General features: G+C 56.4%; 14 protein-coding genes and 1 tRNA gene. 5 read left to right on the plus strand and 10 right to left on the minus strand.

What is annotated here, in order from left to right; genetic code table 11:
- Positions 1-253: 253 nt before the first annotated feature.
- The 4 genes from DXD77_RS05580 to DXD77_RS05600 all read left to right on the plus strand — a co-directional run bounded on the left by DXD77_RS05580 (position 254) and on the right by DXD77_RS05600 (position 3,548).
- Positions 254-1,501 carry a site-specific integrase gene (locus DXD77_RS05580; protein WP_117648087.1) on the plus strand — a complete coding sequence of 416 codons (1,248 nt, stop codon included), beginning with the start codon at positions 254-256 and terminating at the stop codon, positions 1,499-1,501.
- Positions 1,502-1,719: 218 nt separating this feature from the next.
- Positions 1,720-1,965, plus strand: a complete 246-nt coding sequence (locus tag DXD77_RS05585) for a hypothetical protein (protein ID WP_117648088.1) — start codon at positions 1,720-1,722, stop codon at positions 1,963-1,965.
- A gap of 9 nt (positions 1,966-1,974) precedes the next feature.
- Positions 1,975-2,361: a hypothetical protein gene (locus DXD77_RS05590; RefSeq protein ID WP_117629695.1), complete on the plus strand. Its 387-nt coding sequence runs from the start codon at positions 1,975-1,977 to the stop codon at positions 2,359-2,361.
- 608 nt (positions 2,362-2,969) lie between these two features.
- Positions 2,970-3,548: a hypothetical protein gene (locus DXD77_RS05600; RefSeq protein ID WP_117648090.1), complete on the plus strand. Its 579-nt coding sequence runs from the start codon at positions 2,970-2,972 to the stop codon at positions 3,546-3,548.
- 42 nt (positions 3,549-3,590) lie between these two features.
- On the opposite strand, the gene DXD77_RS05605 is transcribed toward DXD77_RS05600, so the two are convergent.
- The 8 genes from DXD77_RS05605 to DXD77_RS05640 all read right to left on the minus strand — a co-directional run bounded on the left by DXD77_RS05605 (position 3,591) and on the right by DXD77_RS05640 (position 12,756).
- A complete protein-coding gene (locus DXD77_RS05605; RefSeq protein ID WP_117648092.1) occupies positions 3,591-4,328 on the minus strand; it encodes a metallophosphoesterase in 738 nt (245 codons plus the stop codon).
- Positions 4,328-5,053, minus strand: coding sequence for a metallophosphoesterase family protein (locus DXD77_RS05610; protein ID WP_117648094.1), 726 nt, complete (start codon positions 5,051-5,053; stop codon positions 4,328-4,330). Before DXD77_RS05610 ends, DXD77_RS05605 begins: the two co-directional genes overlap by 1 nt.
- Complete coding sequence (locus DXD77_RS05615) at positions 5,050-5,688, minus strand: hypothetical protein (protein ID WP_117648096.1); 639 nt, start codon at positions 5,686-5,688, stop codon at positions 5,050-5,052. The genes DXD77_RS05610 and DXD77_RS05615 overlap by 4 nt, the downstream gene beginning before the upstream one ends.
- 265 nt (positions 5,689-5,953) lie before the next feature.
- Positions 5,954-6,079 (minus strand): hypothetical protein, encoded by a 126-nt coding sequence (locus DXD77_RS10640; protein WP_255413117.1) that lies wholly within the window; start codon positions 6,077-6,079, stop codon positions 5,954-5,956.
- A gap of 187 nt (positions 6,080-6,266) precedes the next feature.
- A complete protein-coding gene (locus DXD77_RS05620) occupies positions 6,267-7,466 on the minus strand; it encodes a relaxase/mobilization nuclease domain-containing protein (protein WP_117648097.1) in 1,200 nt (399 codons plus the stop codon).
- On the minus strand, positions 7,463-7,996 hold the full coding sequence (locus tag DXD77_RS05625) for a hypothetical protein (protein ID WP_117648099.1): 534 nt from the start codon (positions 7,994-7,996) through the stop codon (positions 7,463-7,465). The genes DXD77_RS05620 and DXD77_RS05625 overlap by 4 nt, the downstream gene beginning before the upstream one ends.
- 690 nt (positions 7,997-8,686) lie before the next feature.
- Entirely contained in the window at positions 8,687-9,340 is a 654-nt protein-coding gene (locus tag DXD77_RS05635; RefSeq protein WP_233506746.1) for a hypothetical protein, read from the minus strand.
- A gap of 65 nt (positions 9,341-9,405) precedes the next feature.
- On the minus strand, positions 9,406-12,756 hold the full coding sequence (locus tag DXD77_RS05640; protein WP_117648103.1) for a CAP domain-containing protein: 3,351 nt from the start codon (positions 12,754-12,756) through the stop codon (positions 9,406-9,408).
- Between the two features lie 139 nt (positions 12,757-12,895).
- Between DXD77_RS05640 and DXD77_RS05645 the strand changes: the two genes are divergently transcribed.
- Entirely contained in the window at positions 12,896-13,153 is a 258-nt protein-coding gene (locus DXD77_RS05645) for a helix-turn-helix domain-containing protein (RefSeq protein WP_117648116.1), read from the plus strand.
- A 513-nt stretch (positions 13,154-13,666) separates the two neighbouring features.
- Here DXD77_RS05645 and DXD77_RS05650 read toward each other — a convergent pair.
- Both DXD77_RS05650 and DXD77_RS05655 read right to left on the minus strand, forming a co-directional pair.
- A tRNA-Arg gene (locus DXD77_RS05650) sits at positions 13,667-13,742 on the minus strand.
- A 304-nt stretch (positions 13,743-14,046) separates the two neighbouring features.
- Positions 14,047-14,445 carry a DUF956 family protein gene (locus DXD77_RS05655; RefSeq protein ID WP_117648105.1) on the minus strand — a complete coding sequence of 133 codons (399 nt, stop codon included), beginning with the start codon at positions 14,443-14,445 and terminating at the stop codon, positions 14,047-14,049.
- Between the last annotated feature and the right edge of the window lie 69 nt (positions 14,446-14,514).

Genomic DNA, 14,514 nt, shown 5'->3' on the forward strand with positions numbered 1-14,514 from the left:
GGGCTCGACAAATCTCTGGTGCCCCCGGGCGGATTCGAACCGTCGACACCCGCTTTAGGAGATATGATTTAATGCTACCCCCTACCATTCATCAAGCATCATTGAACATCATATAACCGCAGATAAACATAGCAGTTTGTGTCTTTTGCCTCCGGTAGCTGCGCCTACGCTTTTACAAACATATTACTAACAGCTTTAGCTAAACTGCACTCAATGAATTGTTGAAAACTATTCAAAGAAACGGAGTGCAAAGATGTCAGAACAACCACTAATTAGCGGAAGAGGCACGTGTTGGAAAGACAAGAGATCACCTAACACCTATCGCTATTATTTTTCCCTTGGGGTCAAGGACCCTAAGACAGGGCGTTACAAACGATCCCCAACTTATACGGTTCGTTGCAAGACTAAAACAGAAGCTAAGGCTGCAATGCAGGCCAAGCTGGCTGAAATCAACTCCTCTGGCACGATCACTAAAACTAAAAAGCCCACTTTGCTTGCGTCCTACTGCTGGGCCTTTCATGAAAATAGGGACACCGAGCTTGCGCCAACGAGCTATGAAAGAGAAGCGTACGATTGCAGGCATATCGAAGACCTATTCGGTGCGTTTCAGACAATTGAGGGGCTAACTCCCGATCTAATCGAAGAAACATATGCCGAAGCTCGTCGTACGGGAAAATACAAACCATCTGAGCTTGTACGAATCAATGCGAAACTGCGCCAGATTCTGTCGAATGCAGTCGCAAAGAGAATAATTGACCGAAACCCCTGCGCTACCGTTCATGTTCGCAGACCACGCAACAAAAGAGAATCACTGACAATCGAGCAAGTAGCTACCCTATGCACACATCTTCAACACATTGAGCTCACCGCCGAAGCTGTTGGTACGCTAGTACTAGTGTATACGGGTATGCGAAAAGGCGAGATGCTGGGCCTCGAATGGCGCGATTGGGACCCTGCCAATAAAACCTTGAAAATTGACAGGCAGTACACCAACGATCATGAACTGAGGGCACCCAAGTCACAAGAAAGCCAACGCAAAATCCCCGTTGGAGAAACCCTGGCCGAACGTCTTCAATCATGGTCAGCCATACAAAAAGAGCTCCTGGCCTCTCTGGGGCTGTCCCAGACTGGCAGCATTCCCATCATTAGCGATATTGCTGTCGAGCAAGGGGTCCCTACTGTCTGTCACATGAAGAACTACATCTTCAACCATTGGTTTCGCGATTTCGCAGTTAGCTGCAATCTTGGAATCTATGAGCCGAATAATTCGACTGGCGGAAAACTATATAAGGGCATCTGCCCGCATCAGCTCAGGCATTGCGTAAGCACTTTTATGCTGGCGAACGGATCGGACGTTAGAAGCGTGCAAGGAATTCTTGGCCACGCGGACCCCAATATCACGCTCAAAACGTATACAAGCCTCGTTCAACAATCAGAAATAAAAGCAGTTAAAGGCTACGAAGACTTCATCAACGCCTATATACAGAGAAGCGAGAAATAGCATGTTTTTCATTCATCGTTTTATTCATAATATTACGGTACTATAATACCGTTTCCGCAGGTAGATGCTATATTTGATTGACAACTAATGAGTTTTAATACATGCTAAAGCTGTCAGATGGCTACGCATGTAGTCATAGAAACCGGCCCCCCAAGTGCTTATGAACCTGGTAAGTCTTACAAGCACAGGGAGGGCCCTCATTGAAAGGATAGCTCATCATGGCTACTCCAAAGATTAGCACTCAGGCGTCCACACCGACTTTCCCCACTGGTGCCGCTCAGTGCAATCGGTTGCTCCGCGTTAACGATATCCGCGAACTCACTGGCTGGAGCGAAAACACCGCACGCAAATTCATGCGCGAGTCCGGCAAGCTCATCCAAATCCATTGCTCGTATTACATGTTTGAAAGCTCGTTTTATGAGCTTTTCAAGCAGCTTGAAGGTCGTACCGCCCACCTTGACTAGGTGGTAAACATGAGCGAGCTACCGTCAATTTCCGACATATTCAACGATGATGTTACCGAGCAACGAAAGATTATAGAGAAAATGGATAAAGCTATTTTTATTTCAGTGCCCGAGTGGGCGTGCTGCGTCACCACCGTTGCCGCCGAGCGTCTCATCCTCGGCCTCGTATGGAAGTTTGGAAAACCTTCCAAAAACAAACGGCCCATGGGCTTTTGCGCTAGAAGCAAATGGATTGAGGATCACTACCACTTGAGCAAGAACACGATATCCCGAGCCTATACTTCTCTAAAGGATAAGGGGTATATTCAAAAAACTGGTGATGGCAGCTGGATGCTTAATTACGCTGCAATCTACCGCGCCGCGATCGAAAACGCTTGGGAGCCCCCGAAATCTTAAGTCCACAGCCCGACTATCGACGTGGGCTTCTGTCAAACAACCGAGTTAAAAACCACTGAGCCAGAATCCGCTTCAATAGAAGAGGATTCTGGCTCAAATGATATCCGACCATTCACGCAGCATGTCTACCGCAATCTGGCAAGAATCGAGGACGGGGAAACCGTCATCGAGGTCGTGAAGGTCGGTAATCGCCAGGCGTCTACAAAAACATGCCGCGGATGTAAAATGAAGCAGGGTCGAACCGAAACAGTTCCCGGACAATTGGCGTCCGGCCAGACACTTCGATTCGACCCTTTCTCATACCTGCATCTAAAATACTCCCATAATCATTCTCGACATCTTTAACGCCATCACTCTCCCGCCACCAGCACGTCGTAGGTGCTATTTTCAACGAATCGATATGACCGCCCATTCATGTTCTTTAAGGCACGTGATACCATGAAAACGTGCGGTATTTCTCCAATCGAAAACCTGCGTGAACGTATGACTTGAGACGCTTTTAGAACTCACCAAGCGCAGGACAAACACAACTCAACAGCGGCCGCGTATTTGTTCCCAGCCGTACGGCATGGCGGAGCCATGCCCATTGTTGATTGGAGTGCCGCACGATGACAGACAACCCGAACGACAGAAAAATCAGCGAGACGCCCGGCGCGAAGGACGTCCTCGATGAGGCCGCCGAGCAGATTGAAAAGGCTTGGCGAGAGAAGCTGCTGCGCGAGACCGCCGATCTCAAGACCGAGAACGCGTTACTCAGGGCCCAGCTCGACGAATTCAACCGCAAGCTCGTCGAGGCGAGAGACCGGAACGAAAGACTTGAGGCCGACTGCAATGAGCGGGTCGCCTTTATCGAGGAGAAGTTCGAGCTCGACACCGCGAGCATCGAGCTCGAAAACAATGAGCTCCATGCCGCGAGCGTCAGATACCTCGCCGATGCCAGGGAGCTCAGCAGGCAGGTCGTCCAGCTCCACGCCGAGGCTGAGGCCATGTCCGATGAGATCGAGCGTCTGCGCGTCAAGCGTGACGCCGCGTTGAAAGCCCAAGCCGAGCTGAGCGATGCGCTACTGGCCCAGCGCGACCTGATGGCCGAAGTCGCCGCCCTCAAGGACCGCCTCGCCGCCTCCGAGCGGCGGGCGACCGTGGCCGAGGCCAAGGTCGAGGTCATGACCAAGATGAGGGGCGAGTAGTCCCGCGCCCTTCCTGTCAGGTAACTGATTTCTAGAAACCTTCTAGAGCGCTTTTAGAAGGTTTCTAGAACCGGGCGCAGCATCTTCGATCGGCACGATGTCTCGGTAGATAAGGCGATGCCTGGTGTCGCACCATTTATCGCGATGGTAGTGACCGAAGAACCAGACGCGGTAGCCGAGCCGTCCGTCGAGCTCACCCAGGAATCGCTGAAGCCGGTCGTCCCGATACTCGCGCCCAAGCTCGCGACACAGCCCCTCAGCAAGGGCAGCCGGCGCCTCGTGAGTCACAACGTGGTCAACTTTCCAGCCCACGCGGTCGAGCGAGGCGCGGCAGTGCTCCATCTCTTCCTCGCTCGGCATCTCCTCGGGCCACCAGCTCCTCCCCTCCCTGCGATACTGCCTGTCGTTGCTCGTGGCACCGCCCATGGCAAGGACCGTGAGCCCGTCGATATCGAACACCTCCCCGCGCATCAGGTGCAGCACGTGCGGTCGCGCCTCATGGACGAGCCCGCCGTTCCACTCCCGCACCGGCAGCCCGGCCAGGGCGTGGTGGTTCTCATGGTTGCCGTCTACGAAACACGTGGTCCAGGGCTTCGATTCGAACCAGTCGAGCCAGTATTTCTCGGCGTTGGATCCATCCCAGACAAAGCCGAAGTCGCCGGCCACGATCACTGCGTCATCGCGCGTCAGGGTCCGGCCCAGTGGCCAAGACCTGAAGGCGAACCGGCTGGACCCGTACTCGGCCCTGCCGTGCACGTCGCCTGTCACATAGACCGTCATCAGTACGCACCCCACGGCAGGAGTTTGTCCCCGAGCCTCACGATCCGGTCATACAGCACCGTGTGCCGTTCGTCCGGGTTGCCGTCTCGGTGAAAATGGCCGTAATACCAGCGCTTGTAGTCCAGGCGATCCTCGATCTCGTCGAGGAATCCGGTCAGCCGGTCCACATCAGGGCGTTCCCAGCCCGGGTCCGGGTAGAGCGTCGGCGAGAGCATGCGCGTGGCGCAGGTATGGGTGATGACGCAGTCGACCTTCCAGCCGACCTCGTCGAGCTTGGCCCGCGCGGCATCGAATTCGCGCTCGTCCGGGAGCTCCTGAGGCCACCAGCTGGAATACGGCACGCGGTATTCCCTGTCCACGCTCGTGGCACCGCCCATGGTGAAGACCGTCGAGCCGTCGAGCTCGAAGACCTCCCCGCGCATGAGGCGGCGGATAGACGAAGTATCCGACAGGCGTTGCGTCAGCCCACCGTGCCACAGTTCCATGGGTCGCTCCGCCCAGTGATCGAAGCGCTCGTGGTTGCCGTCGACGAACAGCACCGTGTAGGGGCGCGACTCCAGCCAGGCGATATCGGCGCATTCCTCGGCAGAGAAATCCCACGGAAAGCCAAAGTCGCCGGCGACGACGAGATAGTCGTCGCTGGTAAGACTGTCGCCAAGCTCCCAGTCGCGGAGCTTTTGCATGTCGAGCCCACCGTGGATGTCGCCCGTCACATAGACCGTCATCGGATCGCCTCTTCCCTCTTGTACGCCGCCAGCTCGCGCTCGACCTGCCTGTCGCCGGTCTCGTTGACCCACCAGGGCCATTTCACCCGGCCGCACGGCTCGCCGACTCCGGCGAACCATTCCCTCAGCTCGTCGAGGCTCACCGGGGAGTGCCCGTTGGCATCGCAACCGACGTCGTAGCGCAGAAGGCCCTGCTTGCGGTTGAACTCGTTGTACGCGCCGCCGCTGCTGTGGATGTGCCCGTGGAGGTGCCACGATCCATGGCTCATGCCCTGCCAGTCGGCCATGGGGTAATGGCTCAGGACGATCTTCTGCCCGTCGATCTTGAGCACGCAGATCGGCGGCTCCACGGTGAAGGCGCCAGCGACCGCCGGCTGGGTCCAGTCCTTGTCGTGGTTTCCCGGGACGAGGTGGATGCGCCTGCAGGCGATCCGCTTGCGCAGCCCGTAGGCGTCCTGGGCGGTCATCTTGAATGAGAAATCCCCCAGGATGTAGAGCTCGTCGTCCACGGCAACCCTGCCGTTGATGTTGTCGACGATGGCGTTGTTCATCTGCCAAATCGTCTCCCACGGGCGGTCGGTGAACTTCAGCACGTTCTCATGCCCGAAGTGGGTGTCGCTGGTAAACCAGATCATTTTTATGTCTCCTTTTATCGCTAAAAAACGTTCTCCTTCGAGGTCAGGAGACGTTTTATGAGCGACATGAGGTGCATATCCCTCATGTTTCAAGCTCCAATCTGCCGGATTTGCCCAACTATATAAGTTTACGCCCACGCGCGAACAGGATTTGATTTTTGAAATATGGACGAATTCCTCGTCAGGAGGGTAAAATGGTGCCGACGGCAGCCCAAGTTGTAGAGAGCTGGGCAGAGCCGTTGCTTAATGAAGTTGGGTCATCGTCTTAGCGACGGTGGCCTTTCTTTTTGGGCTTCGAACCCTGCTTGAGTGCCTTGGAAAGGCCGACAAGGGCCGTGAGGAGCGAGACCATAGCGGTCAGGAGCTTCACGAGCTCGGTGAAATCGGTCATGGGCATCACCTCCCATCAAATGGAGGGCTCTGCCCGGCACGAGGGCTGCCGACAGCAAGGACGATTCTATCAGAGCGGCTGACCCCCGCCGATCAATTCATACTCCTCATCCTCGCCGAATTGCGAGTATGAAAGAATCGGCACTGGATGGCAGCGCGCTAGGGCACCGACGATAGGCTTTCCAAAACTAGCGAGGCGTGTCTCCGCGATCGTAATCGCCTCGGTCGACCGCGCGATCGACCTGCGGCGAGATATCGCCGTTGCCACCATGGGCTCGTCCTGCGGCGCGAACGCGGTCATCGCCAGCATCGGGAACGGCGCCGGCGTAACGGTTGCGAATCTCCCTTGCGTAACCGCGCCGGGCAAGAAGCTCATCACGAACCGCCGGATCCTCGAGCAGATCTTCATCGCACTTCGGTGCGATGAACTTAGGAAAGAGATTGTAGGCGACGCCCTTGCTCGCCTTTGCCTGCTCGACCCACGCCGAATACGCCTTCTTAAGCCGTTGAATGTAAATCTCGCAACGCCTCTCATAAGGAAGGGCTCGCTCGGCCTCCAGCACGTTATTTTTGAAGGCCGCCTCAAGTTGCTTGACCGCAAACCTCCCGTCAAGACGAGTCAGGTTGAAAGTGCACTTCGGGTTGCCGGCCTCCTTGATATCGAGATCTGTCGCATAGACTCGATTGTTCTTAATGAAAATGTCTACGCCCCATGAGGCAAGTAACTTTTTAAACTGCTCCATATTCTTCGGATGACCTTCGTTGATTGCAAGATGGATCAACTCGCGCAGATTGTTTTTATAACTGTACTCACCGCGACCGATAATCTCCTTTTCTGTGTCGCGCGGCTGGCGATCGCGAATCTTCGAATTCTTCTTTCCTTTTTCGAGCTGGGCGAGATTCCAGTCCTTATCGAGTTCGCGGACCCATGAGGCGCGTTCGTACTTTCCATGCCGCCCGCCCGTCTCGCAACGCTTGCCGGTTAACAAATCGGTACGGTTGATCGCCATGTGCACTGCGTAGCGTTTTCCCGCCTTATCGCTTTCTTCGTGCAGCGCGAGAATCACTTGTTGATGCGGATAGTGCTTCGCAAGCCATTGCTCCGCGTAGACCAAACATGCATCGGGGGTCATCTTGCCCCCGTTGCATGAGCATTCTTCCGGAAGGAACGCGAGGATCTGATGAAGCAGGATTACGTTTTTGGCTCCGGCTCTCGATGGTTTGTCGTGATGGAAAACCTTTCTGGTTCTATCCATTTTCGAAAACCAGCGATCGCTGTATTCGATGTTCCAGCCGCCACGCGCAAGCGCATCTTTTCCGTTGATGTATTTACGGACGTTCTTTGCGTAGCGGTCGCTCGAAACGCTTTTCTGTTTGATAACCGTCATTTCACATCACCACCGACGAAATAGCACTTCTCGAGCTCGTCGATGAAACGGTCTAGCTTACGCCCAACTTGGTAAACCTTTTCGAGTGTGCGGAAAACAGCTTTCTCGTTGTACGCAGGAAGCCCCTGGGCGTTCACGAAGTACATCAGCTGATTGAGGTTTGTTCCTTCCTTCAAAAGCTCGTGATAGATCTTGTCGATCGACGCCCGATTGACATCGTTTTTCTCGACATTCCCTTTGAGCAGTACGCGCCGCGCATACGAGCTCACGGTCACGCCAAGGGAATCAGCATTGCTTTCGATTTTCTTTTTTTCTTCCGGCGAGACCCGGACGTGAATGTCATCGGTTCGGAATTTCTGCCCAGCGATTTCCGAAAAACCAAAATCGATATCGAGATCGTCGGCATTGCACAAAACGAAGCGGATGAGTTCCGCCTCGCTCATCTCATGTCGCTTTGCGATTGCAGCGATGGTTTTCTTCTCGTCATTTGAAAGAGACGCCTTGACGGTGTGTGGGCGGAGCCTGCTCATGATTCCTCCTCGGAAAACGAATCAGCGATCGGAGAGGCCTCCGATCAAAACCTGCTATGCGATTCGCTTTCCTTGATGAGGAACGGCTGGCGTCGTTCCAAAAATGAAGAATCGTCGCCGCGATTCTTCATCGCGAAGTTTCAACTTCACAATAACCTTATCGCCGCAGCAGGCGATAAGCAAGGTCTGTGGCGTGGTGTTTTTGGGGTCCGAATGGGCCCACAAAAATGCCACCCACAGTCATCTTGCAATCACCGGGACGGCGATTGGGCGGAGCGTAGCGTAGACACGAAATGAGAGGCCTCGTTTCGAGCGAAAGGCTTCGCGGTGTCGTAGTGTCAGCGGAGACCGTGAGCGGAAGCGAATTTTTAACGCGAAGAATGCTGAGTGTTAGAAATTCGCTGTAGCGAGAGCGGAGCGGTAATGCGAATGCGAGGGATGCCGAGCTTTTGCATTACCGCGCAGCGGACTCCGGGCGAGGGCTGGAGCGAGTTGATGGAAGACCTTACCGATTTGCGGAAGGTTTTGCCCGAAGCATCCGGCACCGCCGGATTCTTTTGGAACGGCCTCTCGTTTGATTGCTTTCCTATCGTTTGCTCCCAGATTGGGCGTCTAAAAAAGGCGGTCGAACCGGCCGCCCACAAATAAATAATCTATTTACCGAATGTAAGAGGAGAGGAACGATGCACATTACTCCCAGTGGCCGGCGACGTCGACAACCCAATGTTGTCCCGTAGCCTGCTGTTCATAATGTCCCTGGTCCTCAGATGTGGTATACGAATCGTTTACGACAGATCCTCCGATGCCGCCGTTATCCATATCATTATGAACCCACGAATAGGCGGCATCTTCGGAATCGAAGGGCCCTACCATAGTGCCACCATGGTTGACCCAGAAACGAGGATGGCGCGTATACACTACATTCGGCACCCAGACCTGGCTGTAATCTGTCTCCCAATGTCCCTGCTCGGCAACCCACTTCTTCTGGCTACCGCCGTTGGAAGAGGAATTGTTGCTGCCGGAACTCTGCGAATTGCCGGAATTCTGCTTGGAGTCGGAGGAGTTTCCCTTGCTGTCAGACTTCGACGAGTCGGAAGACTTGTTATCCTCTTTCTTGGAGTCATCGGACTTCTGGTCCTTGCCGTCGGATTCTTTCTTCTCCTCGGTCTTGGTTCCAGAGGTTTGCGAAGCCTTTTCTCCACTTGGCTTCTTTTTTTCTTTAGCTTTTACTGCCGCAATGGCCCCTTCCGCAGAACCGCTCTCCTGCTTTGCAACGCTGGCGCATCCGAGCTGAGGCGCCGAGAGGCACACTAAAAGCGCAACGACAATGGCCCTTGTTCTCATATCAATCTCCCAGTCACTGAAACCGGGCGTTGGTCACTAGTCAGTGTCCAACGCCCGGCTCGCATCTACATCTGCTCGCGGCGCTTCTTTTGATCGAGGAAGACGCCGGCTGCCACGAGGACGGTACCGCCGATGACGAACGTCTCGCCGATGAGTCCCGCGCGGTCACCGGTCTGGGCGAGGCTGCCGGGCTGGGCGGTATCCTTGCCGGTGAGGTGCTTCGGGGTGTATGCCGCCTGTTGCTTTGCGACCTCCTCTGCCTCCTGTCGTGCGATCTCATCGGAAAGCTTCTGCTCCGCTGCGATGCGGTCGGATTTCGCCAACTCGTAGGCGGCGAGTGTCGCATCGTAGCCGGGCTGGAGCTCGTCCACCGCGGCCTGCTTCTCGTCCAGGATGGCCTTGGCGGGCGCGACCTTGGCACGTGCCTCGACTGCTGCGGCGAAAAGCGCGTTGAGGGCGTCATCCGCGTTCACATCATGGCCGGAAGCGATCGCCGCGCCGGCATCGATGGAGTTCAGCTTCGACAGCTTGGCGTCTGCCTGCGCCTTCGCCTGCTCGGCGGCGGAGACCAGGGACTCGGCGGCGATGGTATCCGCCTTCGCGGCATCGAGCGCGGCCTTGGTGTCATTGACGGCCTTTACTGCATCCTGCTCGCGCTGCTGTGCCTCTGCGAGCTTCGCGGCAAGACCGGTGAGGATGTCGAGGTTCGACTGTGCGTCCTCGAGATCGGTCTGGGAGCCGGTGAGCTTGTCGGCGGCAACGCCGGTGTCGGCCCTTGCGGCATCGACGGCACGCTGGGCATCTGCGAGGGCGCTCGCGGTGCCGTCCGCCTTTTGCTTGGCGGCGGCGAGGACGGTCGCCTTCTCGGCCTGGTCGGCTGCCGCCGCGTCGTGGACGCTCTTTGCGGTATCGAGCACCTTCTTGGCGTCGGCGACGTCCTGGAAGAACTTCGCGAGGTCGGCGTTCGCATCGTCCACGCCCTGCTGCTTAGCAGCGGTGTCCGCCTTGGCGGAATCCAACTTAGACTGTGCGGTCGTTACGGCTGCGTTGGCAGCATCAAAGGCGACCTGCTTCTGCTGGACGGTCGACTTTGCCGTATCGACTGCCGCGTTGGCGGCATCGAGGTCCGATTTCGCCGCATCAAGCTCGGTCTGGGCATCCGTGACGCCCTGTTGCTTGGCGGCGACATCAGCATTGGCGGCATCGACGGCACGCTGGGCATCCGCGACGCCCTGCTTCGCGGCATCGACACCTGCCTGTGCGGAATCCGCTGCGACCTGCTTCTGCTGAACGGTTGCGGCGGCGCCGGCGGCTGCCTGCTTCTTGGATGCGAGATCGGCCTTGGCTGCGTCGAGTGCGCTCTTGGCGTTCTTGAGGCCGTTGATATAGGAGGTCAGCTTCTGCTCATACTCGTCGACGGACATGGGGTTCATGTTCCAACCGGAGCCTGCCCAACCCAGGTTTGCGGTATCGAAGCTGTCGGTCTTCCAGCCGTTCATGGTTCCCTTGCTGCAGACCGCCATGCCCATATAGCCGATTTCAGGGCTGATGACATGCAGGTAGTGACCGACAGTTGCGGGATATCCGGCAACCTTAAAATGCTGGTTGACATAGGATTCAATCCCACTATGCGACTTGTAGAAGTCTACGGCATCCTTACCGATTAGACCGGTGACGCCATAGAGCTCCTGAACCGCCTGATCGAAGAAAGCCTTTTCTTGGTCCACCCACTGCGGTTTCGGATCGGTTCCATAGTTCCATGCGAGGTTTTCGCTCGTATCAAACTGCATGGAATGCCCAAACTTGACATCGGAATAGTTCGCGTTGGCAATCGCTGCCGCAATGAGCTTGTACGTGACCTGGAGCTCAGAGAGACCGACGGACTTGCGGTACTCGTTGATGGACTTCATGTACGGGATTGCCGCGAGCATGTTGTCGAGACTGGTCGCGTCGAGGCTGTTCCCCACCTCGGTGTAGCCCTTGTGTGTGCAGTTCTGGATGATCTCGATGGCTGAATCGGCACCCATGGCACGGAAGAAGCCGATGGCTCCCTGCTTGAGCTGCGCGTCGGCTGAATCGAGTTTCGCCTGTGCCTCGTCGACTTTCTGCTGCGCGGCGGTCACGGCGGCGGCTGCGGTATCCTTTGCAGTCTTGGCGTTCGCGAGCTCTACGTCGGCGGCTGCCTTGGCGGACTCGGCGTCCCTGACAGCCTGCTTCGCGGCATCCAGCTTGGCGACGGCGTCGGCATTCGCCTGCTTGGCCGCATCGAGGTCGGCGTTCGCGGCATCGAGTGCGGACTGGGCGGCGTTCACACCGGATTCGGCATCGGCCGCGGCCTGCTGCTTTACGGAGAGGGACACCTGGGCATCATTCAGGTCAGTCTGCGCCGTTGCCGCAGCGGACTGCGCCTGCTCGAGCTCGGACTCGCACTGGGACTGTGCCTCTCGTGCGGCGGCGAGGGCTGCCTCCGCGTCCGCGACCTTCTGCTTCGCGGCATCGTACTCAGGACCGCTGGCGCCTGCCTCCGCTGCGGCGAGGTCTGCTTTCGCCTTCTCGTAGGCGGCGCTGGCGGCTGCGGCCTTCGCATCCGCCGCGTCCTTGTTCTGCTTGGCTGCAGCGAGGACAGAATCGGCGGCATCCTTTGCAGACTGGGCCGCAACCAGCTTGGACTGGGCATCGGCAAGCGTCGCGTTGGCGTTGTCCAGTTCGGCCTGTGCCCTGTCCACGGCATCCGTGGCGTCGCGTACCGCCTGCTCGGCGGCACGGATAGCCTCCGGGGTGGCGCTTACGGCATCTGCCTTGGCTTTATCGAGGGCATCCTTGGCATCCTGGGCCGTCCTGAGGGCGGACTGGTACGCTTCGTCCTTCTCGGACGCATCCGCCTTAGCGTCTGCGAGACCCGCCTTCGCCTGCTCGAGGTCCTTGCCGGCGGCATCGGCGGCGTCCTTGCCCTCTGCGACCTGACGGGCGTACTCGTCCATTGCCGCTCGGTCGGCTGCCGTGCCGGCGCTGACTGCAGAATCGTAGGATGCCTTAGCCTGGTCGCGGGCGGAAGCAACCTCGTTGTAGGGACCGGCGGCCTCATCGTAGGATGCCTTGGCGGCGGCCTCCTTCGCCTTCGCCTCGTCGACTGCCTTCTGCAGGTCCGCGATGGTCTGTGCGGCGGATTTTGCGCCGGTACCGGCTGCCGCGCCGGCGTGGGCGGCGATCGGCGACATCACGGCGGGGTGCTGCGTGCCCCCGTCACCGGTCTGGGCGAATGCCGCGAACGGTGAGATGAGGCTCGATCCGGTCATGGCGGCCATGGTCGCCGCGGTGACGGTCAGACGCGCGATCCCCTTCGGAGTGTGAATCTTTTTGTTTGGCAGTGCGGAGAAGTGATCGCCACCGGCAGCGAAATGCTTTCCCTGAGTCATTGTGCTGTTCCATTCCTTTTCCATGCCATGTCCGACTAGGCATCAGAACTCTTTCCAATAAAGGTAATTATGCGCCTTAACAGGGATTGTTGTATATAGTCCGTTGGCATAAATACAACAATCCATGACTCTTTTTGTCATGGATACGAAGACGCTTCAGAAATCATTCGGCATGAGATGCAAAGAGCTCCGCGCTGGACTCGGGTACAGCCAGGAGCAGTTCGCCAATTTGATTGAGATGGATCGTTCCTACTACGCGAGCATTGAAGTCGGACGAAGAAATGTGAGTCTTTCAAACCTCTGTAAAATTGCCAATGGATTCAACATGTCAATTGCTGCGCTGATGACTGGTGTCACCGATTCAACGGATTGGTCAATCAATCAGCGAACGCAGTGAGCGAATCAATCGACGGCGTAGCCGGCGGCAAGGTCACGGCACGTGACCGCGCAGCGAGCTCAGCGAGCGAAGGGGGGGCAGCATCGCTGTCCCCATTCTTTATCGACGGCTTAGCCGGCAGCAAGGTCACGGCACGTGACCGCGCAGCGAGCTCAGCGAGCGAAGGGGACGGCGTCGCCGTCCCTATTTCTTTATAATCTATTTCTCTATTAATTGGTTTCACCAAGATGGGTATGACACAAGCTTCTGAACAGGCTTTTTATCAGAAAATTCAAAGCTACCGAATCATCAAAATGGTGATATTTTTTACCCAAAAGAGGGAAGCGCGTCACCAAAATGGAACCGACTAACAGTTGTTGAAAACTATTATCCCCAAAATGGTGATTTCCTGTTTTCGGTGGAAAACTCGGGAAGTCATAATATTTACTTACCAGATTTACAAACAAAAGCAGTTCTTAGCCCTAAAACCAGAACAGGTCAGAAGCAAAAATAACTCCTGACCTGCAATTTTCCTGGTGCCCCCGGGCGGATTCGAACCGTCGACACCCGCTTTAGGAGAGCGGTGCTCTATCCCCTGAGCTACGGAGGCATGTTGTACTAGTGTAGCAGATTTACACGTTGTGATGCAGCGTGTAGCCACTCTTCGAAGTTGCGGTGGAACAGCCCTCCGGAAAGTGCGTCCCACTATCCAGGCAAATTCTGGGTCAGACTTTCCCCATGGGACCTCGCTGGGAAACTGTGTCCCAGAATTTCGACTCGAAACGGGACACGGTTTCCCAAACGGGCCCGTTCCGGAAACTACATCCCGCAATCGGCACTCGAACCGGGATGCACTTTCCCGATCGAGCCTCATGGGAAACCGCGTCCCACTTTAGGGGGGCGCTCTTTAATGACTAGTTGCCTTTGTGGAAAAGGTTCTTGAAGACGGAGGGGATGCTCTTGGCGCCCTTGGCCGTCACATCGATAAAGTCGGGCGAACGAACGAGCTTGTCCTCGTCAATGTACTTACGCACCGCGCGAAGCGTTTCCTTGTCATTGCGCGTCGAAAACGTAAAGTGGCCATTCTCTTTGGTAAAGATGGCAAAACGCGTAATCTTCTTGGTGCCGCGCAAAACCTCGGCGGCAATATAGTCGACCTCGTCCCACGGGATTTGGATATAATCCTCGGGATTACGCTCGTTATAGTACTCAAACGCCTTATTGCCCACCATCACGTTACCGTGACTGGTAAGCCCCATCAGGCAGGTTGCCGGCGTTGCCAGATCGACCGTGCTGTTCTGAGATTGCGCCATACGCGCCTCGCCCTCCAATAAAAACAATCGGACCGCATCCAGTGTACCCACCGGGTGCGGTCCGTTTCA

The organism is Collinsella sp. TM09-10AT (assembly GCF_003436275.1).
Classification (GTDB): Bacteria; Actinomycetota; Coriobacteriia; order Coriobacteriales; family Coriobacteriaceae; genus Collinsella.